This window comes from Mesoterricola sediminis (genome assembly GCF_030295425.1).
GTDB classification, from domain to species: domain Bacteria; phylum Acidobacteriota; class Holophagae; order Holophagales; family Holophagaceae; genus Mesoterricola; species Mesoterricola sediminis.
The window spans coordinates 1835783-1857652 of record NZ_AP027081.1 but is presented as its reverse complement, the minus strand read 5'-3'; the positions used below and the strand labels follow the sequence as shown (position 1 = coordinate 1857652).

The 21870-nt window shown below is 70.9% G+C and carries 17 protein-coding genes; 5 read left to right on the top strand and 12 right to left on the bottom strand.

Going from position 1 to position 21870, the window contains the following annotated elements; genetic code table 11:
• Positions 1–51 precede the first annotated feature (51 nt).
• Entirely contained in the window at positions 52–1086 is a 1035-nt protein-coding gene (gene aroF, locus R2J75_RS08210) for a 3-deoxy-7-phosphoheptulonate synthase (protein ID WP_243332610.1), read from the top strand.
• 24 nt (positions 1087–1110) lie between these two features.
• Here the strand turns inward: aroF and R2J75_RS08205 are convergent, their stop codons facing one another.
• The 6 genes from R2J75_RS08205 to R2J75_RS08180 all read right to left on the bottom strand — a co-directional run bounded on the left by R2J75_RS08205 (position 1111) and on the right by R2J75_RS08180 (position 9661).
• Positions 1111–3150, bottom strand: a complete 2040-nt coding sequence (locus R2J75_RS08205; protein WP_316411475.1) for a S46 family peptidase — start codon at positions 3148–3150, stop codon at positions 1111–1113.
• 97 nt (positions 3151–3247) lie between these two features.
• Positions 3248–3751, bottom strand: coding sequence for a signal peptidase II (gene lspA / locus R2J75_RS08200; RefSeq protein ID WP_243332604.1), 504 nt, complete (start codon positions 3749–3751; stop codon positions 3248–3250).
• Positions 3748–6534: an isoleucine--tRNA ligase gene (gene ileS, locus R2J75_RS08195; protein ID WP_243332602.1), complete on the bottom strand. Its 2787-nt coding sequence runs from the start codon at positions 6532–6534 to the stop codon at positions 3748–3750. Before ileS ends, lspA begins: the two co-directional genes overlap by 4 nt.
• Before the next feature lie 75 nt (positions 6535–6609).
• A complete protein-coding gene (gene nadB / locus R2J75_RS08190) occupies positions 6610–8178 on the bottom strand; it encodes an L-aspartate oxidase (RefSeq protein ID WP_243332599.1) in 1569 nt (522 codons plus the stop codon).
• Positions 8175–8960, bottom strand: coding sequence for a DUF309 domain-containing protein (locus tag R2J75_RS08185; protein ID WP_316411474.1), 786 nt, complete (start codon positions 8958–8960; stop codon positions 8175–8177). The genes nadB and R2J75_RS08185 overlap by 4 nt, the downstream gene beginning before the upstream one ends.
• Positions 8960–9661, bottom strand: coding sequence for a MotA/TolQ/ExbB proton channel family protein (locus R2J75_RS08180; protein WP_243332595.1), 702 nt, complete (start codon positions 9659–9661; stop codon positions 8960–8962). Before R2J75_RS08180 ends, R2J75_RS08185 begins: the two co-directional genes overlap by 1 nt.
• A gap of 104 nt (positions 9662–9765) precedes the next feature.
• On the opposite strand from R2J75_RS08180, the gene R2J75_RS08175 reads away from it, so the two are divergent.
• From R2J75_RS08175 to tatC, 3 genes are all read left to right on the top strand, one after another.
• Positions 9766–11121: a UDP-glucose dehydrogenase family protein gene (locus R2J75_RS08175; protein ID WP_243332592.1), complete on the top strand. Its 1356-nt coding sequence runs from the start codon at positions 9766–9768 to the stop codon at positions 11119–11121.
• 96 nt (positions 11122–11217) lie between these two features.
• Positions 11218–11400, top strand: a complete 183-nt coding sequence (gene tatA, locus R2J75_RS08170; protein WP_243332591.1) for a twin-arginine translocase TatA/TatE family subunit — start codon at positions 11218–11220, stop codon at positions 11398–11400.
• Positions 11401–11433: 33 nt separating this feature from the next.
• Positions 11434–12246 (top strand): twin-arginine translocase subunit TatC, encoded by an 813-nt coding sequence (gene tatC, locus R2J75_RS08165; protein WP_243332584.1) that lies wholly within the window; start codon positions 11434–11436, stop codon positions 12244–12246.
• Between the two features lie 106 nt (positions 12247–12352).
• On the opposite strand, the gene R2J75_RS08160 is transcribed toward tatC, so the two are convergent.
• A complete protein-coding gene (locus R2J75_RS08160) occupies positions 12353–13522 on the bottom strand; it encodes a DUF4388 domain-containing protein (RefSeq protein ID WP_243332581.1) in 1170 nt (389 codons plus the stop codon).
• Positions 13523–13524: 2 nt separating this feature from the next.
• Positions 13525–15315: a tetratricopeptide repeat protein gene (locus R2J75_RS08155; protein WP_243332580.1), complete on the bottom strand. Its 1791-nt coding sequence runs from the start codon at positions 15313–15315 to the stop codon at positions 13525–13527.
• 232 nt (positions 15316–15547) lie between these two features.
• On the opposite strand from R2J75_RS08155, the gene R2J75_RS08150 reads away from it, so the two are divergent.
• A complete protein-coding gene (locus R2J75_RS08150; RefSeq protein ID WP_316411473.1) occupies positions 15548–16567 on the top strand; it encodes a carboxypeptidase-like regulatory domain-containing protein in 1020 nt (339 codons plus the stop codon).
• Positions 16568–16683: 116 nt separating this feature from the next.
• Here the strand turns inward: R2J75_RS08150 and R2J75_RS08145 are convergent, their stop codons facing one another.
• From R2J75_RS08145 to R2J75_RS08130, 4 genes are read right to left on the bottom strand one after another with little or no spacing between them, the layout of a single operon-like run.
• Positions 16684–18492: a hybrid sensor histidine kinase/response regulator gene (locus R2J75_RS08145; protein WP_243332577.1), complete on the bottom strand. Its 1809-nt coding sequence runs from the start codon at positions 18490–18492 to the stop codon at positions 16684–16686.
• Positions 18489–20156 carry a sensor histidine kinase gene (locus R2J75_RS08140; protein ID WP_316411472.1) on the bottom strand — a complete coding sequence of 556 codons (1668 nt, stop codon included), beginning with the start codon at positions 20154–20156 and terminating at the stop codon, positions 18489–18491. The genes R2J75_RS08145 and R2J75_RS08140 overlap by 4 nt, the downstream gene beginning before the upstream one ends.
• A 59-nt stretch (positions 20157–20215) precedes the next feature.
• Positions 20216–20740 (bottom strand): RsmD family RNA methyltransferase, encoded by a 525-nt coding sequence (locus R2J75_RS08135; protein ID WP_243332573.1) that lies wholly within the window; start codon positions 20738–20740, stop codon positions 20216–20218.
• Complete coding sequence (locus tag R2J75_RS08130) at positions 20737–21738, bottom strand: beta-ketoacyl-ACP synthase III (RefSeq protein WP_243332571.1); 1002 nt, start codon at positions 21736–21738, stop codon at positions 20737–20739. The genes R2J75_RS08135 and R2J75_RS08130 overlap by 4 nt, the downstream gene beginning before the upstream one ends.
• Between the last annotated feature and the right edge of the window lie 132 nt (positions 21739–21870).

Below are 21870 nucleotides of genomic sequence, written 5' to 3'. Positions count from 1 at the left end.
GATGGCCCACCCGCCCGGACGCATCAAGGTAAGATGGAACGGGAGGGAATGATGCTCATTCTCATGGAGCAGGGCGCAACGGACGCGCAGGTGCGCGCGGTGATGGACCTGCTCGAGGGGGCCGGCATCAAGGCCATCGTCCAGGCCTCCCCGGCGGCCACCAGCATCCTGGCGCCCCACGCCTCCCAGGCCCTGAAGGCCGACCGCATCGAGCCCATGGACGGGGTGAGCCGGGTGGTGCCCATCACCTCGCCGTACAAGCTCGCTTCCTCGGACGCCGCCCCGGGCCGCACCATCGTGGACGTGCGGGGGGTCAAGGTCGGGGGCAAGGCCCTCGCCCTCATCGCCGGCCCCTGCGGCGTGGAGAGCCGGGAGCAGCTCTTCACCGTCGCGCGCTACGTGGCCGAGAGCGGGGCCCGCCTCCTGCGCGCGGGCGCCTTCAAGCCCCGCACGAGCCCCTACGCCTTCCAGGGGATGGGCGTGGAGGCCCTGGAGCTCCTGGACGAGGCGCGGCGGGAGTTCGACCTCGGCATCGTCACCGAGGCCACCGAGGTCGAGACCTTCGACGAAGTGGAGCGGGTGGCGGACCTCATCCAGATCGGGGCCCGCAACATGCAGAACTTCGCCCTCCTGCGCCGCGCGGGCCGCTCCGGCAAGCCCGTGCTCCTCAAGCGGGGCACGGCCGCCACGCTGGAGGAGTGGCTCTACGCCGCCGAATACGTCCTCAGCGAGGGCAACCGGAACGTCATCCTCTGCGAACGCGGCATCCGCACCTGGAGCGCCCACGCCCGCAACACCCTCGACGTCTCGGTCATCCCCGCCGCCAAGGCCCTCACCCACCTCCCCGTGATCGCGGACCCCAGCCACGCCACGGGCCGCCGGGACCTCGTGGTCCCCTGCGCCCGGGCCGCGGTGGCGGCGGGGGCCGACGGGATCCTGGTGGAGACCCACTGCCAGCCCTCCTGCGCCCTCAGCGACGGCCCCCAGGCCCTCCTGCCCCTGGACTTCATCCAGATGGTGGGCCAGGTCACCGCCATCCGGGAGCTCCTCGTCCGGGAGACCCCGGGCGAGACCTACTGCTTCTGAGCCCTCGCCGCCCCGGGAAAGCCGCTACCGGCCATCCAGCTCGTCCACCAGGTGGCGGGCGTCCATGATCTTCGTCAGCACCTGGCGGATGGCCCGGGCGTCCACGGCGATGGAGCGCTTGGAGGTGCCGTCGTAGATGTAGTAGCCGGCCTGGGCCTCGATGTTGCTGTCGAAGTTGAGGCCGACCAGCTCGCCCCGGACGTTGACGACGGGGGAGCCGGAGTTGCCGCCGACGGTGTCGCAGGCGTAGGCGAAATCGTAGGGGGTGGCCAGGTCCAGGCTGCTCCGGCGCTCATGCCAGCGCTTGGGCAGGGACCAGGCGCCGTCCTCCGCCTCGGGGCCCCAGCCCGCCGCCCGGTCGAAGAGGCCGTAGAAGGTGGTGAAGGGCTGGATGAGGGTGCCGTTGGCGGGGTAGCCCGCCACGGGGCCGTAGGTGAGGCGCAGGGTGCCGGTGCCGTCCGGGTAGACGGAGGTGCCCAGCAGGCGGAAGCGGGCCTCGGCGATACGGCCGCCGTGCTCGTCCAGGACGTTCTGGACCTGCTCCTGGTAGCGCAGCTGGGCGGCCCGGGCCAGGGGCTCGAAGACCCGCGCGAAGGCCACCAGGGAATCCTGGTCCAGGGCGGGGCCGCCGGCCAGGTAGGAGGCGCGCTTGACCGGGTCGGCCATGCCCGTGGCCTGGAAGGCCGCCTGGGCCGCGGCCTCGGGGGTCCGGCCCGCGAGGAGGGCCTGGACGGCGGGGTGCCCGGCGCCCAGGAGTTCCTGGGCCTCCCGGAGGCCCGCGGCCAGCTGGGCCTGCTCCAGGTCCAGGTGCACGGGGGCGGAGTTGCCGTAGCGATCGCGGGTGGCCTTGAGGGCGCCCTCCGTGTACTCGGGCAGGCGCTTTTCGCTGGGCAGGCGGGTCTCCGTCCCCAGGCGGAGGAGGGTGACGGTCCGGCCCAGGAGGGCGCAGCCCAGGTTCTCCCGCAGGGGGGCCTCGGGGAGGAGGGTCTTCTGGCGCTGGGCGGCCTCGGCGATGCGGTCCCAGCTGGCGAGGACGGGATCGCCCCCGAGCCGGGCCTTCAGCGCCTGTTCCTCCCGCGCCACCTTCTCCAGGTTGCCGGGCTTCCGGAGACCCATGAGCATGCCCTCGGCGCGCTTGATGGCGTTCTCGACGCCATAGCGGGCCGTGGTGGCCAGGCGCTTGGCCTCGGGGCCGGTGGCCGCGAAGGCGGCCAGGGCGGCGCGGCGCCGGAGGTAGGCGGCGATGCGGCCGGGCCAGATCGCGTCCCGGGCGATGGCCATCTGGGCGGCGGTCTCCTGGCGGAAGGTGGTGCCGGGGTGGCCGGAGACCATCACCAGGTTCCCGTTGGCCAGGGGCGTGGTGGCCTGGGGCAGCCAGGCCTCGGGGCGATAGGGCTTCCCGTCCACGTAGATGCGGAAGAGGCTGAAGTCCATGTCGAAGCGGGGGTAGGTGAAGTTGTCCCAGTCCCCGCCGAAGGAGGCCACCTTCATTTCGGGGGCGGCCACCAGGCGCACATCGGTGAATTTCCGGTAGCCGTAGAGCCAGTACTGGCCGCCCCGGTACAGGGTCAGGGGCTGGACCGTCAGGCCCGTGCGCTCCTCCTCGGCCTTCTGGAGGCCCGAAAGGGCGTTCCGCCGGGCCTTGGCGGCCTCGGCCTCGGCCAGGCCCTTGCCGGCCGCCAGCACCTCGGTGGTGACGTTCCGGGTGGCCGTGAGGACCATGAGCTCCATGCCGGACACCGGAATCTCCTGCGCCCGGGTGGCGGCCACGAATCCATTACGGATGTAATCCTTCTCGGCGGTGGACACCTGCTGGATGGCCCCCCGCCCCACGTGGTGGTTCGTGAGGACGAGGCCGTCGCGGCTCACGAAGGACCCCGTGCCGCCGGAAAAGCGCACGGTCGCGGCCTGGAGGCGCTTCAGCAGGGCCGCGTCCGGCGCGAACCCGTACTTGGCCTTCATGCGGTCCAGGGGCAGGTTGTCGAAGGTCCACAGGCCTTCGTCCGCCCGGACGGGCAGCGCCAGGAGCAGGGCCAGGAGGGGAAGGAGGGTGCGCTTGGACACGAAGGACTCCAGGGATACCTCGTAACAGGTTATACCGGTCCCGCCCCCGGCCCAGGGGCTTTTTCCCTGGGCCGGGGGCGGCATGGCCGGCGATGGATCAGACCGTTTCCGGGGGCTCCGGCCGCCGGGCCCGGAGGGCGTCCCTCAGGAGGCCGAGGCCCAGGAGGAGGCCCCCGCAGACGATGAAGGTGTCGGCGAGGTTGAAGGTCCAGTAGTGCCAGCCCCAGAACTCGAAGTCGAGGAAGTCGACCACCGCGCCCCGGAGGTACCGGTCCAGGCCGTTGCCCAGGGCCCCGCCCAGGATGAGGCCGAGGCCCACCCGGTGGAGGGTGGGGGTGGCGGCCCGGAGGAACTCCCAGCCGAAGTAGCCCACGGCGCCCAGGCCGGCCACGGTGAAGAGGATCTGCCGGACCGGGCCGGGGGCCCCCGCCAGGGTGCCGAAGATGGCGCCCGGGTTGTAGCCGAGGGTGAGGTGGAAGAAGCCCTCGATGACGGTGCGGGAGCCGTGCACGGGCAGGTGCGCCAGGATCCAGGCCTTGGAGGCCCAGTCCAGGAACAGGGCCGCCAGCGGGAGGGCCAGCCAGGGAAGGCGCCGGATCATGCCTGGGCCTTCACCGCCGCGTCGCAGCGGGGGCAGAGGTCGGCGTCCTCGCCTTCCCCGGCGCCGCCCTTGTGGTTCCAGCAGCGGGGGCACTTGGTGCCGGCGTGGGCCGCGACGGCCACCTCCAGGTCCGGGGCCTCGGTCACGGTGAGCCCGCTCACGACGAGCAGGTCCTCCGGATCCTCGCCGAGGCGGCCCAGGAGGGCGGCGTCCGCGGCGGGGAGGGCCAGGGTGACGGCCGCGTCGAGGCTGGTGCCGATGGTCTTGGCGGCCCGGTGGGGCTCCATGGCGGCCTGGACGGCCTCGCGGATCTCCCAGAACCGGTCCCAGTCCCCGGCGGCGGGATGGGGGGCGGGCTCGGGGAAGCGCTGCTCGAAGACGGAGCCCTCGGCGCCGGGAATGTTCTCCCAGACCTCGTCCGCGGTGAAGCTGAGCACGGGGGCCAGCATGATCGCGAGGCCCTGGGCCAGGCGCCAGCAGGCGGTGCGGCAGCTGCGGCGGCGGGCGGAATCCCCGGTGTCGCAGTAGAGGCGGTCCTTGATGATCTCGAAGTAGCGGCCCGAGAGCTCCAGCTGGCAGAAGCCGTGGAGGGTCTGGGCGGCCTCCATGAAGTTGAAGGTCCGGTAGGCCTCGGCCACGCGGCCCGCCATGTCGCCGAAGGCCCCGAGGACCCAGGCGTCGAGGGGGGCGTAGGCGGATTCGGCCACCGCGTCCCGCGCGGGATCGAAGTCGGCGAGGGCGCCCAGGAGGAAGCGCAGGGTGTTGCGGATCTTCCGGTAGGCGTCCGCGGAGCGCTCCAGGATCTCCTTGGAGATGCGCACGTCCTCGTTGTAGTCCACCGAGGCCGTCCACCAGCGCAGGATGTCGGCGCCGAGGGTCTTCATGACCTCCTCGGGGACCACCACGTTGCCGAGGCTCTTGCTCATCTTCTGGCCCTTGCCGTCGAGCACGAAGCCGTGGGTCACGACGGTGTCGTAGGGCTTCTCGCCGGTGGCGGCCAGGTTGAAGAGGAGGGAGGAGTGGAACCAGCCGCGGTGCTGGTCGGAGCCCTCCAGGTAGATGAACTTGCCGTAGTCCTCCCGGCTCAGCTCGGAGTGGGTGTCACAGACGACGGCGGCGCTGACGCCGGAGTCGATCCACACGTCCAGGATGTCCGTCTCCTTCTGGAAGGACCCGGACCCGCACTTGGCGCAGGCGGCGCCGGCGGGGCGGAGCTGTTCCAGGGGGAGGTCGGCCCAGGCCTCGACGCCCCCGCGCTCGATGGCCTCAGCGGCCTTCTCGAAGATCTCGCGGGCGGCGAGGGGCTCGCCGCACTCGGTGCAGCGGAGGACGGTGAGGGGGGTGCCCCAGGCGCGCTGGCGGCTGATGCACCAGTCGGGACGGCCGGAGATCATGGCGTGGATGCGGTTGCGGCCCTGGGCGGGCACCCAGCGGGTGCCGTCGACCCCGTCGAGGCCCAGCTCGCGCAGGGAGCGGCCCTTCCCCAGGAGCTCGTTGTCCATGATGATGAACCACTGCTCCGTGGCCCGGAAGAAGATGGGCGTCTTGGTGCGCCAGCAGTGCGGGTAGCTGTGGGTCAGGCTCTCCTCGTGGAGGAGGGCGCCGCCGGCCCTCAGCCGGTCCACGACGAGGGGGTTGGTGTCGAAGATGTTCTTGCCTTCCAGCTCGGGGTCCTGGACGTCGGCGGTGAAGCGCCCGTCGGGGCCGACCAGCTGGAGGAGGCCCAGGTGGTGGGCCAGGTTGAAGTCGTCGACCCCGTGGTCGGGGGCGGTGTGGACCAGGCCGGTGCCGGTGTCGGCGGTGACGTAGTCGGCCAGGAGCACGGGGGATTCGCGGTCCAGCCAGCAGTGGCGGGCCTTCAGGCTCTGGAATTCCTTGCCCTTCCGCGTCTCCATGGTGTGGAGGGGGGCGCCGAGCTTCTTCCCGAAGTCCTCCATGAGGGCCACGGCGACGATGTAGTGGCGGTCCCCGGACTTCACGACGGCGTACTCCATGTCGGGGTGCATCGCGATCGCGAGGTTGCTGGGCAGGGTCCAGGGGGTGGTGGTCCAGATGGGAAGGAAGAGGGGCGTGGGCAGGCCCATGCGCTTCGCCTCCGCGTCGGCCACGGGGAAGGCGACGGTGATGGCGGGGCTGGTCTTGTCGGCGTACTCCACCTCGGCCTCGGCCAGGGCGGTGCGGGCGCCGTAGCTCCAGTGCACCACCTTCAGCTTGCGGGTGACGGCCCCGCACTCGAAGAGGCGCCCCAGGAGGCGGACCACGTCGGCCTCGTAGCGCGGGTTCATGGTGATGTAGGGCTCGTCCCAGGCGCCCAGGACGCCCAGGCGCTGGAACCCGGCCCGCTGGCTGTCGATCCACTTCTGGGCGTAGGCCCGGCAGCGGGACAGGAACTCGGAGCGGCTCATCTCCCGGCGCTTGGGGCCCAGGTCCCGCTCCACCGCGTGTTCGATGGGAAGGCCGTGGCAGTCCCAGCCGGGGACATAGGGGGATTCGTAGCCGTCCAGCCACAGGGACTTGACCACCATGTCCTTGAGGATCTTGTTGAGGGCGTGGCCGATGTGGATGGCGCCATTGGCGTAGGGCGGCCCGTCGTGCAGGATGCGGCGGCCGCGGCCCCGGCCGGCGGCGTTATCGGCCCGCTTGCGGGCCTCGATGCGGGCGTAGAGGCCTTCGGCCTTCCAGCGCTCGATCCGCTTGGGTTCCCGCTGAGGCAGATCCGCCTTCATGGGGAAATCGGTGCGGGGGAGAAAGACGGGATAGCGTTTCCTGGTCGAGTCGGCCACGGCGCCCTCGTGCGCAAAGGGGGCCCACCCGAGGGCCCCTGGGTTGAAACTCCAGATTTACCAAGGATTCGCGAATCAGTCCAGCCGGTAGTGGCAACCGCGCGATTCCGGATTCTGGAGGGCCGCCTTCATGATGAGGCGCGCGCAGATGATGCCGCTGCGCAGTTCCAGCAGGGTCCGCGAGAGCGGGGCCGCGCGGTAGAAGGCCTCCAGGCGGTGATAGAGGTAGCCCATGTCCCCCCGGCCCCGGAGCAGCCGCTCGCGGGTGCGCACGATGCCGGCGTAGTTCCAGAGGGTGGTGCGGATGCTGGTCCAGTCCTGCTCCACCAGGAGCGGGTCGGGCTCGGGGGCGCCGGTGGCGTGCTTCCAGGGGGCGAAATCGTCCGGATCGGGCAGCTGGACCCCGGTGGCCTCCCGGGCGCAGGCGTCGCCCGCCCGGACGCCCCAGACCAGGCCCTCGAGGAGGGAGGCGGAGGCGAGGCGGTTGGCCCCGTGCACCCCCGTGCAGGAGACCTCGCCCACGGCGAAGAGGCCCGGCAGGCTGGCCCGCCCCTCCAGGTCCACGGCGACGCCGCCACAGAAGTAGTGGGCGGCGGGCACCACGGGAATGGGCTGGGCGGTGGGCTCCAGGCCGGCCTTGCGGCAGGTCTCCAGGACGGTGGGGAAGCGGGCCTCCAGGTCCAGGCGGGTCTTCAGGGGCTCCAGGTCCAGGAACATGCTCGGCTCGCCCGTGGCGGCCATCTCCTGGAAGATCGCCCGGCTCACCACGTCGCGGGGCGCCAGTTCCAGCCGGTCGGGGGCGTAGCGTTCCATGAACCGCTCGCCCTTCCGGTTGATGAGCCGCGCGCCCTCGCCCCGCAGGGCCTCCGTCAGGAGGGTCCGGGGCCGGCCGGGCACGAAGAGGGTGGTGGGATGGAACTGCACGTACTCGCAGTTGACGATGCGGGCGTGGGCCCGGTAGGCGGCGGCGAGGCCGTCCCCGGTGGCCGAGGCCGGGTTGCTGGTGTGCAGGTAGAGGTAGCCCAGGCCGCCGGTGGCGAGGATGGTGCGCCGCGCCAGGCACATGAGGACGTCCCGCCCGGGGCTGAGCACGTAGGCGCCCCACACCTGGATGGGATCGTAGACGCGCCGGGGGTCGCGGCTGTGGTGGGGGACCGTGAGCAGGTCCACGAGGGCGTGCTCCTCGAGGATCCGGATGCCCGGGTGGGCCTTCACCTTCGCGGTGAGGGCGCCCTGGATGGCGCGGCCCGTGGCGTCCTTCACGTGCCAGATCCGCCGGGCGCTGTGGGCCGCCTCGGCGGTGGAGTCCGGCTCGGGGCTCCCGGTGTGGTCGAAGGGGACCCCCACCTCCCGCCAGAGGAAGTCGCGGCACAGGCGCGGGCCTTCCGCCGCGAGGAGGGCCACCGCCTCGGGGCGGCAGAGCCCGGCGCCGGCGGCCTCGATGTCGGAGGCGAGGAGGGCCGGGGAATCGCTGGCCTCGGGCGGCGGCATGCCGATGATGCCGCCCTGGGCGTAGGCGGTGTTGGATTCGCCGAGGGCGTCCTTGGCGACCAGCACCACCGAGGCCCCCGCGGCGGCGGCCCGAAGCGCCGCGGAACATCCGGCGATGCCGCCGCCCAGGACCAGAACGTCGCACGAGATCACATCAGCTCCCATTCGGGCCGGTCCAGGCTCCAGAGCCGGTCCCAAGGTGGTTCCGGGGAACGCTCCCCGGTACCGTCGTCCAGCGCATCCAGGCGGACCTGGAGACCCGCGAGGGCCTCGTCGAACCGCAGGGTCCCCCAGGGGCCCCGGACCTCCCCGCCGGAGGCCTCGAGGGCCGCCTGGGCGTCCTCCCACAGGCCGGCCATGCCCGGGGCGTTCTGGATCTGCATGTGGTGGTACCCCCCGGCCATGAGGATGAGCCCCTGCAAGGTGCGCCGCAGGGGTCCCTCCGCCTCCATCCAGAGGGGCTCGAGGGCGTCGTGGGCCTCGTGGAAGAGGGCCGCGTTGAAGAGGGAGGCCCCGGCCGCCACCCGCCACCGCGCGTCCCCCGGCAGGCCCAGGAGGGCCAGGAGGGTGACGCCGCAGCGCAGGCTGACGAGGGAGGCGAGGGGGTCCCAGAGGCGGTGGGGCACCCAGCCGTCGGGGCCCTTGTCGCCGGTGTCCGGGAAACAGGCGGTGGCCCGCCGCCAGGCGTCTTCAGGCGACTGGCCGGTTCCGACGAGCATCGGCGCGGCCTGCTCCAGGAGCAGGGCCTCCGGGAGGCCGCCGGGATGAGCCGCCCGCAGGGCCGGGGCCCCCAGGATGGCGGGCCAGGCCAGGAGGGCCCGGTCGGCGGGATTCTCGAGGGCCGCGTGGAGGCGGGCCCCCAGGAAGCGCGCCACCGGCAGCGGCAGCCGGGGCTGGGGCTGCCAGAGCACGGGGGTCCGGGCGCCGCAGGCCATCAGGTGAAGTTGCGCTCGGAGAGGCTGATGAACTCCAGGGCGAAGTCATCCAGCTCGGTCTGCCAGTGCTTGAGCTGGCCCTGGAAGAAGTTGTAGGCCATCAGGGCCGGGATGGCGGCCACCAGGCCCAGGGCGGTGGCCACCAGGGCCTCCGAGATGCCGGGGGCGACGGTGGCGAGGCTGGCGTTGCCGGCCATGCCGATCCCGTGGAAGGCGTCGATGATGCCCCACACGGTCCCGAACAGGCCCACGAAGGGGCTCACGGCCGCGATCGTGGCGAGGATGCCCAGGTAGGTCTCCATGCGGCCCATCTCCACGACGGAGGCGCGCTGCAGGCAGCGCTCCACGGCCTCCATGCTCTTGATCTGGGGCCGGCCGCCCTGGGTCCCGGCGCCTGGCCGGAGCTGGTAGGTGACCTCGGAGAAGCCCGCGGTGAAGAGGCCCACCAGCGGGCTCATGGCGAACTCCCCGCTGCGCTGCTTGAGCTCCCTCCAGTCGGTGGCCTTGCGGAACACGCTCCGGAAGTGCTCCGTGGCGCGGCCGCTCCGGGACAGGAGGAGGCCCTTCTGCACGATGATCACCCAGCTGGTCACGGAAAAGGCGCACAGGATCAGGAGCACGGCCCGGGCCACCGTCCCGGAATGGAGCACCACCTCCCAAAGATTGACGCCTTGTCCCGCCATGAGGCCCACGTACGGCATGTCTCCTCCTCACCGCAATTCTATCAAGGCTCGCGCCGCCGATGGGAAACCGTCTACAATCCCTGTATCGCTTTGATAGCGCCACGGATTTGCGAGGGATCTCCATGCATGTTCTAGTCATCGGTACGGGGTACGTGGGCCTGGTGGCCGCGGCCGGCTTCGCGGAGGCCGGGCACAAGGTGCTGGGCATCGACACGGACCAGGCCAAGATCGACAAGATCCGCAAAGGCATCTCCCCCATCTACGAGCCCGGGCTCGACGACCTGCTGGCGAAGCACCAGGCCTCGGGCACGCTCGCCTTCAGCCTCGACATCCGCGACGGCATCGCGCAGGCCGACGCGGCCTTCATCTGCGTGGGCACGCCCCAGAGCGAGGACGGCAGCGCGGACCTCCAGTACGTCCTGGCCGTGGCCGGGGCCATCGGCGAAGCCATGGCCCTCCGTCCCGCCGGCGCGGCGCCCCTCGTCGTGGTGGACAAGAGCACGGTGCCCGTGGGCACCGCCGCCCGGGTCACCGCGGCCATCGCCGCCCGCACCGACCGCGCCTTCGAGGTGGTCTCCAACCCCGAGTTCCTCCGCGAGGGCTGCGCCATCGACGACTTCCTCCGTCCCGACCGCGTCGTCATCGGCTGCCGCACGGACCACGCCGAGAAGATCATGCGCGGCCTCTACGATCCCTTCCTCCAGGCAAGCAAGGGCCAGTGGCTCCGCATGGATCCGCCCAGCGCCGAGCTGACCAAGTACGCGGCCAACGCCATGCTGGCCCTGCGCATCAGCTTCATCAACGAGATCGCGGGCCTCTGCGAGCGGGTCGGCGCCAATGTGGAATACGTGAAGAACGGCATCGGCAGCGACCACCGCATCGGCAAGTACTTCCTCAACCCCGGCCCCGGCTTCGGCGGCTCCTGCTTCCCCAAGGATCTCCAGGCCCTGCTCAAGGTGGGCCGCGAGAACGGCAGGCCCCTGCGGGCCCTCGAGGCCACGGTCGAGGCCAACCGCCACCAGAAGCAGGTCCTCGCCCTCAAGGTGAAGAGCCACTACGGCTGCGAGGCCGGTGATCCCGCCGCCCTCGCGGGCCGCAGGTTCGCCCTGTGGGGCCTGGCCTTCAAGGCCCACACCGACGACATCCGCGAGGCCATGTCCCTGGAGCTCATCGACAGCCTCCTCTCCCTGGGCGCCGAGGTGGTGGTCCACGACTTCGAGGCGATGCCCAACGTCCGCGCCAAGATCGGCGACCGGGTCGCCTACGCCGAGGACTTCCTCGCCGCCTGCGACGGCGCCGACGCGCTGCTCGTGGCCACCGAGTGGCCCCAGTACGCCTCCGTCGACCTGGAGGAGGCCGGGCGCCGGCTCAAGGAGAAGGTCATGTTCGACGGCCGGAACCTCTTCCGGCCCGAGGCCATGGGGCGCGCCGGCTGGACCTACCACAGCCTGGGCCGCTCAACGGCCTTTCCCGTCTAGGGTTACCCCCCCGGCTTCCGATCGTGCCACCCTGGTAGCCGGGGCGGTCCGGTCCGGACGCCCCGGAAGCACGCCATCATTCAGGAGAATCGCACCATGGGCAATCTCGGCCTCACCGAAATGCTGCTGATCGGCATCCTGCTGCTGATCTTCTTCGGCCCCTCCAAGCTCCCCGAACTGGGCAAGGCCCTCGGCAAGGGCATCCAGGAGTTCAAGAAGGCCAGCCGCGAGATCACGGAATCCGTCAAGGACGACGCCCCCAGCGGCGAGAAGAAGTAGGAGCCGCCGGGGTCCGCCCCGGCCTGCCAGCCCATGTCGAACACCTCCCCCGACCAGATGTCCTTCTGGGAGCACCTGCAGGAGCTGCGGGTCCGCCTCGTCCGAAGCCTGCTGATCGTGGCCGCCGCCTTCGCGCTCACGTACGGATTCCGCTTCAAGCTCATGCTCTGGGCCCAGAAGCCCTTCTTCGACACGTACAAAAAGCACGCAATCGCCCAGGCGGTCGCAGATCACCTGCCCATCCCCACGGCCTTCGAGCCCTTCGCCTACACGAGCCTGACGGAGCCCTTCTTCTCCCTGATGCGGCTCGCCGTATGGGCCGCCATCTTCATCGCCGCGCCCTTCCTCTTCGCGCAGGTGTGGGGATTCATCAAGCCGGGCCTCTACGCCCGGGAGCGGCGGTTCGCCATCCCCTTCGTGCTGGCCACCTCGGCCTGCTTCCTGGGGGGCGCGGCCTTCGCCTACTTCAACGCCTTCCAGTTCCTGGGCGACATCCTCTTCGAGGAGGCCCTGAAGGCCGGGCTGCGGACCAACCTGCACCTGGAGGACTACCTCGACCTGTTCATCTACACGGTCGTGGGCACCGGCCTCATGTTCGAGCTGCCGGTGCTGGTCTTCTTCCTGGCCCGCTTCCGCATCGTGACCGCCCGGTGGCTGCTGAAGTACTGGCGCCACGCGACCATCGCGATCTTCATCATCAGCGCCTTCCTCACCCCCGGCGACGTCATCGTCACGACGATCTTCTTCGGGGTGGTGCTCGAGGGCCTCTACTTCATCTCCGTCCTCGTCGCCTGGGCCGCGCAGCCGCGCAAGCCGAAGGCAACCGACGTCCTCGAGGACGAATAGCCGCCCGCGCCTCCGGCGCGTTCCGTTCCGAGGCCGGGCCACGCCCGGCCTCGGCCGCGTTCGCGGCCGGGAGGGACCGGCGCCGGCCTCCGGTCGGCCGCGGCCGCTACTGCTCGGCCGGAATCGCGACGGACTTGTCGAGGGGCGTGGGGGTCAGGGGGTTCGGCCACTTGGAGAGGTCGGGCACGGTGACCCCTTCGTCCAGGCGGCAGCCCAGGGCCTCGGCCGTGGCCCGGCCCCCGTCCGCAGGATTGGCCATGCGGAAGGCCCAGGCCTTGCGCAGGCGGGTGGCGGGATCCAGGGGCAGGTGCTGGCTGGCCGGCTGAAGGCTGGCGAGGCCCTCGTTGAACGAGGTGGCCGCCCGGGGCACATAGAAGGCGAGGGGGAAGCCCAGGAACAGGATCACCGCCGGCCAGAAGAGCCGCGAGGGCCCCTTGGGCTCGGCGGACTCCTTGAAGGCCGACGGGGGCAGCGCCCACACGAAGGCCGGACGCTCCTCCACGGACTCGGGGGAGACCTCGAGGATCCCCTGCTCGAGGAGCTCCGCGATGTACTTGCAGGTGTCGAGCTCGTCGTAGCGGCTGATCTGGAGCACGCTCTGGACGCTGCTGGGGGTCGAGAAGTAGGTGAGGACCGTCTCCTGCTCGTGGTTCAGGCCCGAGCCCTCCACGTCCATGGAGCCGCCCTCCAGGACGGTGGACAGGTCCTTGTCGATGTCCAGGTGGATGGACTCGCCGTATTCGGTCTTCCGGAGGGGGAGCGCGTTGTCCGGGAGCCGCCGCTGCACCTCGGGCCACTCGTCCATGATCCGGGCGGCTTCCATGAGCACCGTGTCCACGGGGATCGGCGGGAAGTTCTCCCGGTCGAGCTCCGGAGGCAGGATGGAGTCGAAGCGGTAGTCGCCCTCCACCCACCGGAAGGTGCGGTAGATGATGGACATCGCCTGGTTGAAGAGGGCGTCCTGGAGGTCCTGGGGGCTCACGCGGCCGGATTCGACCAGCAGGGTGCCCATGCGCTTCAGGGTCTGCTTCTGGCGGTGGATCATGGCCAGCAGCTCGTCCCCGGAGAGGCGCCCCAGGCGCACCAGCATGGCGCCGACGCGGTCCTCCATGCGGACCTGGTTGGAATCGCACCCGACGATCTCGCCGGTGTCGAAGAAGATCTTCACGAACTCCTGGGCCCGGCTGAGCACCAGGGTCCCGCTCTTCCCCTGGGTCTTGATCATGTTGAACAGGGAAAAGAGGTCGAAATCGCGGAGGGAGCCTTCGAGCGCCATGCCTAGCCCCTCCTCGGCAGCAGTTTGAGCCAGGAACGCAGGAACAGGATGGCCAGAAGAACCAGCCCCATGGGCAGCCAAACCGTCGCCGGATCCTGGAGGACCTCGCCCGGGTAGCGCAGGGGCCGGCCCGTGGCCAGCACCACGCCCGCGGCGAAGCAGAGGAAGGAGAACTCCACCATGCCCGCCCGGGTCTCCCCGGCCAGGAGCAGGTCCGTCCCCGGCAGGGCGAAGGCCAGGAACCGGTGGACCCAGCGCTGGGAGCGCTGGAACCCGGCGACCTCCTCCACCTTCCGTTTGCGGCTCTCACCGTGGAGCCCATCCTTGAGGACGAAGAGATGGTGGCACTTGGAGCAGACCCAGGCGTCCGGCGAATCGGTGGTGTGGAAGGGCTCGCCGCATCGGGCGCACTGGGAGGGATGGGCCTGGGCGATGCTCCGGGAGAGGCGCAGGTAGAAGAGGCCGGCGGCCGCCAGGGGCAGGAGGAGGTTGAGGAGGGTGTAGAGGTGGATGCCGCCCCCGGACGCGGGACGCTCCGGGCGGATCGCCCGGGCCAGGGCGGCGATGCGCTCCGGCGTATCGGGCAGCGGCAGGGCGAAGGTCCGCTGGTCGGTGCGCGCCTGGTTGGCAGCCAGGATGCGGTTGAAGGTCTCCGGGGCGAAGTGGCGGGCATCCTCCTGCTTGGCGAACCCCAGGGGGCCGTCCATCTGCCGGAAGGCCACCACGCTCTGGTTGAGGAGGATCTCCCCCCGGCGCGGCGCCAGGGTGGCCGCCTCGTCGAAGCAGGCCTGCGCGCCCTGCACGTTGCCCATCTGGTACCGGGCCACGCCCAGGTTGTTCACGACCTCTGCACGGTCTCCCGACTCCTTGGCCAGCGCCTCGAAGGTGGCCGCGGCCCGGGGCCAGTCCTGGCTCTGGAGTTGCCGCCAGCCGGCCAGGAAGGTCCGGTCGTGGGCGGAAAGGCCCGCCAGGATGCGCTCATCCGGGGGGGCCGGCTGCGGGCGGAGCTGGAGGGTGACGAGGCTGGGCCGGGGCGCCGGCGAGGCCAGCGGCTCCACCAGGGTCAGCACCGGGTGGACCATCTGGATCAGGATCACGGCCAGGGCCACCCGCACCTCCGGCCCCGTGAGGAACGGCGCCAGGATCCAGAGCCAGAGCATGGCCGCGAGGCCCGGATCGAGTCCGAACACCACCGGCAGGGTGACGATGAACGCGCCGAGGAGGGCCACCACATGGGGGTGGATGGCGTGATGCCGGAGCGGATCCTCCCACGTGGTCCGCCAGACGCGGCGGTAGCGGAGCCCCAGCGCGAGGGCGGTGCCCCAGAGCAGCAGGGCCGCCATCACCCGCGCCCAGGCCAGGTGCTGGAGGGTCCAGAGCCAGCGGTGGTCGGGGTTCGTGAGCCGGGCCCGGGTCAGTTCGAGGAGGTCCGCGATGCTCCACACCCAGCCCTGGGGCCCCTGCTGGCGGGCCAGGACGATGCGGGCCCCCAGGACGGAGGGATTGCGCGGGGCCCACCGCTCCACGGTGTCCAGCACCTTGATGCCGGCGGCTGGGCTGCCCTTGCGCCCCAGGTCCCGGGCGAAGATGGTCATCGCCTCCACGAGGGGCAGGACGTCCAGGGTTCCGTAGGTGCGCCGGAGCAGCTCGACGTCCTGGACGGCGGCCTGGATGGCCACCGGATCCCCCGTCTGGAAGGCGGGTTTCAGGCGTTCCGCGCAGTGGCTGAGGGCGATGGCGGGCTGGAGTTCAGCGCGGGCGGGGGCCGCGGCGGGCTCCGCCTTGGCCCACAAGGGCGCGGCCAGGAGGAAACCGGCGAAGGCCGCAGCCGTAAGCGCCCTTTTTGAAAGACTTGCACTCAAGCCGACACAGACATGGAGGGCGGATGCGAGGGCGGTGTGGGACGGCCATGCTTCCGCAGCACTCATGGTCACTCCGAGGATTGCCCGAAGCGTATCACAGTTCATCCAAGGGCACTTCTCAAAGCCATTGATAAATGGGACCATGGTGGTAAATGGAGGTATTATGCGCAAACTTTTGACGGCCATGATCATCCCCGCTGCCTGCGTGTCCCTGGTGGCCCAGAGCACGGGCCGCATGCAGGGCAAGGTCACGGGGAAGGACGGCAAGCCCGTCCCCGGCGTCGTTTTCACCATCAGCCGCAAGGAGATCACCTGGACCAAGACGCTCCAGGTGGACGCCAAGGGCAACTACATGCAGGTCGGGCTCGAGCCCAAGGAGTTCGACATCGAGATCACCGCGCCCGGCTACCAGGGCCTCAAGGAGACCATCAAGATCCCCCTTGGTGACACCTTCAAGAAGGACTACGTCCTGATGACCACCAAGGAGGCGCAGGAGCTGGCCCTCGCCCAGAGCCAGGCCAACATGTCCGAGAGCGAGAAGAAGTCCATCTCCGGCTCCCACGCCTTCAATACCGGCGTCGAGTTCTACAACCGCCAGGAGTTCGCCGAGGCCCGGCCCCACCTGGTCCAGGCCGTCGAGGACCTGCGCGCCGCCCGGAAGGCCCTGAAGGAGGGCGAGGATCCCAAGCCCATGGACAACCAGCTCGCCGTGGCCGAGCGGGTCTGCGGCCTCACCCTCTTCGAGGTCGGCCGCAAGGCGCCCGTGAACCCCGAGTATCTCAAGCAGGCGATGCCCATGCTGGAGAAGGCCTTCCAGGCCAACCCCAAGGATCAGCGCCTGGCCCTGGCCCTGGCCGAGTCCGCCAAGGGTTCCGGTGACGAGGCCGCCGCCACGAAGTACCAGGCCATCCTGGACGCCCTCGTCGGTCCCCGCCCCGAGCTGGCCTACAACGACGGCGTGACCGCCTTCAACAACGGCGACTTCGAGACCGCCAAGAAGAAGGTCGACAACGCCATCCGCATCGACCCCGCCTTCGCCGACAGCTACTGGCTGAAGGGCGTGGTCGAGTTCTCCCTCAACAACCTGAAGGCCGCCAAGGAGGCCTTCAAGACCTACCTGGAGAAGGCCCCCAACGGCAAGAAGGCCGGCGAGGTCAAGGAGTTCCTCAAGGAGCTCAAGTAGGGACCGGCAGCGCCGGGTCCCTCCGGGACGCCGGCCGCAGGTGAGCACGGGCCGATGAATGCCGAGGCATTCATCGGCCCGTTCGCGATGGGCGGATCGTCAGCCCGGACGCGGCCTCACTTGAGGGGGATGGACATCCGGACGATGGTGCCGTCGCCGTGGTTGGCCAGGGTGATGTCGCCCTGGTAGGCGGCCATGAACTGCCGGCAGGCGGCCAGTTCCTCGCCCGGGCTGCGCACGCCCATGACGGCCTGCTGGTGCAGCCCGGAGAAGGGCTCGAAGGCCTGGGCCAGCTCGCTGGGGGGGATCGCTCCGCCCTCGTCGGTCACCTGGAGGAGGAAGGCGTCGTCGGTGCGGAAGGAGCGGATGTCGAGGGTCGGGGAGGGCGTGGGCCCCCCCAGGGCGTGGTGGACCAGGTTGAGCAGGGAGGTGGCGAAGTCGCCGTAGACCCCGAAGATGAGGGGCACCCGCGCCCGCAGGTCCTGGGTGACCGCCACGCCCGCGGGGATCACGCCCTCGGCCTGGAGCAGTTCCAGCTCCTGCTGGATGAGGTCGTGGAGGTCCAGCCATTCGGGCTTGCTGGGGCCCTCCCGGCCCACCCGGCGCATGAGGGCCTTGAGGAGGCCGTCGATCTTGCTCACCGCCTCCCGGATCTCCGCGAGGGCCCGGGGGTGGGCCTCGGGCACGCCCTCGCCGTTCCAGGCGGGCAAATGATCCAGCACCTGGCTCTGGATGTGCAGGCTCTGGACGGGGGCGGCCAGCCGCTGGGCGATCTTGGTGAACAGGTCGCCGAGGAGGGCCTGGCGGTCCCGGCGGTTGAGGTCGGCCCGGGCGTTCTGGAGGTCCTGGTAGGCGCCCTCGATGCGCTCGTAGCTGGAGGCCAGGGCGCGGGTGCTGTCGTCCAGGCTCACGATGAGCTCCGCGTTCTCCAGGCTCACCAGGGCGATGCTGGCGTGGAGGGTCGCCATCTCCAGGTCCTCGGCCGTGAAGGGCCGCTCCAGGGGCCGGGTCAGGATCCAGAACCCCGAGATCTCCTCCCCTTCCTGGTGGGTGCGCAGGACCAGGAGGGCGGCTTCCGAGGCCGGGGTCCAGAAGCCCAGGTCCAGGCCCTCCTCCCAGAGCCGGCTGGACCGGAGGGCCTCCGAGGAGAGCACGCCCGAGGCGCCCGCCGCCCAGGCCCGCCCCACGAAGGCGTGGCCCACGGGCAGCACCGGCAGGGGATCGAAGGCGGCGCCGTTCCAGCGGTAGCCCTCGTAGTAGCTGCCGCTCCCGTGCATCCGGTAGGCGGTGAGGCCCGTGGCGCGCACCTCGGCCCGGACTTCGGACAGGATGCGCAGCAGGAGGGCCTGGGGGTCCCGCTCGGTGAGAATGTCCCGGCTCAGGGCCAGGAGCCGGGAGAGGCTGCCGTTCCTGCGCTCCAGGGCCTCCTGGGCCTCGATGAGCTTGCGGTTGGCCTCCCGGGCCTCGAGGAGCTGCGTCTCCAGGTGCTCCACCATCTGGGCGTTGAACTGGCGCAGGGCCGGGGCCTCCCGGGCCTTCTCCAGGCGCTCCCGCTGGCCCTGGAGGAAGGCCCCGACCTGGTCGACGAAGGTGAAGGGGTCCAGGGGCTTGGGAATGAACCCGTCGCAGCCCGCCACGAGGGCGGTCTCGCGGTCCGCCTTCTGGGTGCGGGCCGTCAGGGCGACGATGGGCACGCCCTTGAGCTCCGGGTGCTGCTTGAACTTGGTGGCGACCTCGAAGCCGGAAAGGCCCGGGAGGTTGATGTCCAGCAGGATCAGGTCGGGCTTGACCCCCGCGGCCATCTCGTAGCCCTGGAGGCCCTCCTCCGCCCAGTGCATCTCGTAGCCCGCCTGGGAGAGGAGCCGCTGGACGAGACGCCAGTTGACGGCGTTGTCCTCGATGCAGAGGATCCGGGGTTTCGTCATGGAGCCTCCTCCGCCAGGAGGGGCAGGTCGACGGTGAAGACGCTCCCCCTGCCCTTCTCGCTTTCGACCGTGATCTGACCGCCCATCGCCATCGCCAGGCGCTGGCTGAGGGCCAGGCCCAGCCCCGTGCCCCCGAACCTCCGGGTGATGCTCCCGTCCACCTGCTGGAAGGGCTTGAACAGGCGCTGCAGCTCGAGCCCGCTCATGCCGATCCCCGTGTCTCGGATGGCCACCCGCAGCCGTCCCCCCCGGGCCGCCGCCTCCAGGACGACCTCGCCCTGCTCCGTGAACTTGATGGCGTTCCCCACCAGGTTGGTGACCACCTGCTTGAAGCGGGAGGCGTCGCCGAGGATGCGGCCCTCCCCCGTCCCGCGCCGGTAGGCGAACCGCAGGGGCCGGCTCCCGATGAGGCCCGCGGCCAGCGCCGCCACCTCGTCCAGGGCCGGGAAGGGATCCATGGGGGCGAGGTCCAGCTCGAACCTGCCCGCCTCGAACTTGGAGAGGTCCAGGATGCTGTCGATCATGCCCAGGAGGTTGCGCCCGTTCTGGTGGATGATCCCCAGGTCCGTGCGAACCTCCGGCGGCACCCGCTCCTCGCCCTCCTGCAGCAGCAGGCCCGAGAAGCCGATCACGGCGTTGAGGGGCGTGCGGAGCTCATGGCTCATGTTGGCCAGGAACTCGCTCTTGACCCGGTCCATCTCCTGGAGGCGCTGGAGGCTCATCATCAGGCTGGCGTTGGCCTCGGTCAGCTCCTGGGTCTTCTCCTGCACCTTCTGCTCGAGGGTGCCGGCCCAGGCCTTCAGTTCTGCCCGGGACTGTTCGAGGCCCCGGGTGCGCTCCTGGACCAGCTGCTCCAGGTTGGCCCGGATCTCCTCCAGCTCCCAGATCGTCTCGAGGAGCTGCCCGGTCCGCTCGTGCACGCGGGATTCGAGGAGCCGGTTCTGGGTCTCGAACTCGTCCCGGGAGACCTTGACCTTGCTCGTCATGGCCTCGATGCTCCGGCTCAGGACGCCGAGCTCGTCCTCGCTGTCCACGCCGGTGGCGGGGCTGTCCAGGTTCCCGCCGGCCACCTTGAGGACGGCGTCGGTGAGCCTGGAGAGGGGCTTCACGTAGAGGGTGGCCAGATGGCGGGCCAGGGCGATGGCGGCGAGGAAGGCCAGGCCGCCGGCGCCGAGGGCCCGGAGGAAGGTGTGGCGGACCAGCCGGTCGATGGAGGCGGTGGAGGCGCCCAGCAGGAGGATTCCGGCGGGGGGCCCGGCCTGGGCCGCCCGGGGCACCTCCGCCCAGGCGATGACGATCTCCCCCCCGGCCCGGACCCCGGAGCGGGGGCCCCGGCCCGTCCCTTCCGCGTCGACCCAGGGCGGCGCCCCCGGGGACCGGAGCAGCACCTTCCCTTGGGCGTCGAAGAGGACGTGGAACTGGAAATCCCCCGAGGGCGGAAGCCCCTCCAGGACCCGGCGCATGCCCGCCAGATCCCGGCGGTCCAGGACCGGCGCGAGGCCCGCCGCGGCGGTCCGGGAGGTGTCCCGGAGGCCGGTCTCCGCCTGGGCGAGGAGCTGCCGGCGGGTGGTGAGGGGGAAGAAGACCAGGTTGAACAGGCCGAAGGCCAGCACCAGAAGGCTGATGTGCAGGCTCAGCTTGGTCCGGATGGTCAGGCGGGGCATACCGCCATTTTATCCAAACAGGGCCCCGGCGCGACGGGGCCTCGCGGGAAATCGCGGGGTCAGGCCTGGAAGAGGCTGAAGGCGGCGGCCCCGTACCGGCGCACGTCCACGGGTTCCAGGCCGGGGTGGGGCGGCAGGACGGTGCCCGCGGCCGCCTCGAAGACCAGGACGCCGCCCGGCGCCAGCCAGGCCGCGGCGACGGGGGCCAGGGCCGCCCAGGCCTCGAGGGCCCGTTCGTAGGGCGGATCCGCGAAGACCACGGCCAGGCCCCGGAAGGCGTCCGGCCCCAGCCGCCCGGCGTCCCGCGCGGCGACCTCCAGGTCCGTGCCCCGGGCGTTCCGCTTGAGGAAGGCGAGCACGGCCGGATCCCGCTCCACGCAGGTGACCGGCCCGTAGCCGCGGCTGAGGGCCTCCAGGCCCACGGCCCCGGTGCCCGCGTACAGATCGGCGAAGCCCCCTAGAGGCCAGCGCTGGAGGATGGAGAAGAGGGCCTCCCGGGCCCGGTCCGCGGTGGGGCGGACCTGCCCGGTGCCGGGGGGCGCCTCCAGGCGCCGGCCCTTCAGGGCCCCGGCGATGATCCTCACACGGCCCAGCGCATGAGGTTCCCGCCCCAGGTGAAGCCCGCGCCGAAGGCGGCGAAGACGACGAGGTCGCCCTTCTTGAGCTTGCCCTTCTCCAGGGACTGGTGGAGGGCGGTGGGCAGGGTGGCGCTGGTGGTGTTCGCGTATTCGGAGATGTTGCAGGCCATGCGCTCGGCGGGAAGCTCCAGGCGCTTGGCGGCGGCGTCCATGATCCGGAGGTTCGCCTGGTGGGGCACGAAGAGGGCCAGGTCCTTGGGGTCGATGTTGTTGCGGTCGAGCATGAGGCGGCTCACCTCGGCCATCTCCCGGACGGCGTGCTTGTAGACCTCCTTGCCCTCCTGGTGGATGTAGTGGAGGCGCTGGGCGACCGTCTCCTCCGACGCGGGGCGGAGGCTCCCGCCGGCGTGCATGCAGAGGAAGGGGGCCCCGGCCCCGTCGATGCTGTGCTCGTAGTCGAGGATGCCGTAGCCCTCCTCCACCCGCTCCAGGATCACCGCCCCGGCCCCGTCCCCGAAGAGGACGGCCGTGTTGCGGTCCGTGGGGTCCATGATGGAGGTCATCACGTCGCAGCCGACCACGGCCACGTTGCGCACGGTGCCGCCGGCCAGGAAGCTGGCGCCCACGGACATGCCGAAGAGGAAGCTGGAGCAGGCCGCGTTCATGTCGAAGCCGAAGCACTTGGTGGCGCCCAGCTTGTGCTGGATGAGGGCCGCCGTGCAGGGGAAGAACATGTCCGGGGTGACGGTGCAGCAGATGATGGCGTCCAGGTCGTCGGGCTTCATGCCGCGGCGGTCCAGGGCCATGCGCAGGGCCGCCACGCCCAGGTCGGAGCTGCCGGTCCCGGGGGCCACCCAGCGGCGGGTGCGGATGCCGGTGCGGGTCAGAATCCATTCATCGCTCGTGTCGACCATCTTGGCCAGTTCATCATTGGTGACGACGCGATCCGGGTAGTATTGCCCGGTCGCAGTGATGCCCACGGGGATGGCGAAGCGTCGAGTCAATGGGACCTCCGGGTCGGGATCTTGCGTACCAAACCCATGATTGTGAAGGATCCGGAGGGATTTTTCCACGCGGGAATCCGCCCCTCCTGGGTTGGCCGGCCGAAAGGCCCATGGGACCTCAGCCTTGCTATG

Bases quoted from the DNA above. Each gene is read 5' to 3' on its own strand.
- R2J75_RS08160 (WP_243332581.1), bottom strand. From the start codon at position 13,522: ATGGCGCTCGAAGGCTCCCTCCGCGATTTCGACCTCTTTTCCCTGTTC.
- R2J75_RS08150 (WP_316411473.1), top strand. From the start codon at position 15,548: ATGCGCAAACTTTTGACGGCCATGATCATCCCCGCTGCCTGCGTGTCC.
- R2J75_RS08180 (WP_243332595.1), bottom strand. From the start codon at position 9,661: ATGCCGTACGTGGGCCTCATGGCGGGACAAGGCGTCAATCTTTGGGAG.
- lspA (WP_243332604.1), bottom strand. From the start codon at position 3,751: ATGATCCGGCGCCTTCCCTGGCTGGCCCTCCCGCTGGCGGCCCTGTTC.
- tatC (WP_243332584.1), top strand. From the start codon at position 11,434: ATGTCGAACACCTCCCCCGACCAGATGTCCTTCTGGGAGCACCTGCAG.
- R2J75_RS08175 (WP_243332592.1), top strand. From the start codon at position 9,766: ATGCATGTTCTAGTCATCGGTACGGGGTACGTGGGCCTGGTGGCCGCG.
- R2J75_RS08145 (WP_243332577.1), bottom strand. From the start codon at position 18,492: ATGACGAAACCCCGGATCCTCTGCATCGAGGACAACGCCGTCAACTGG.
- tatA (WP_243332591.1), top strand. From the start codon at position 11,218: ATGGGCAATCTCGGCCTCACCGAAATGCTGCTGATCGGCATCCTGCTG.
- R2J75_RS08185 (WP_316411474.1), bottom strand. From the start codon at position 8,960: ATGGCCTGCGGCGCCCGGACCCCCGTGCTCTGGCAGCCCCAGCCCCGG.
- aroF (WP_243332610.1), top strand. From the start codon at position 52: ATGCTCATTCTCATGGAGCAGGGCGCAACGGACGCGCAGGTGCGCGCG.
- R2J75_RS08140 (WP_316411472.1), bottom strand. From the start codon at position 20,156: ATGCCCCGCCTGACCATCCGGACCAAGCTGAGCCTGCACATCAGCCTT.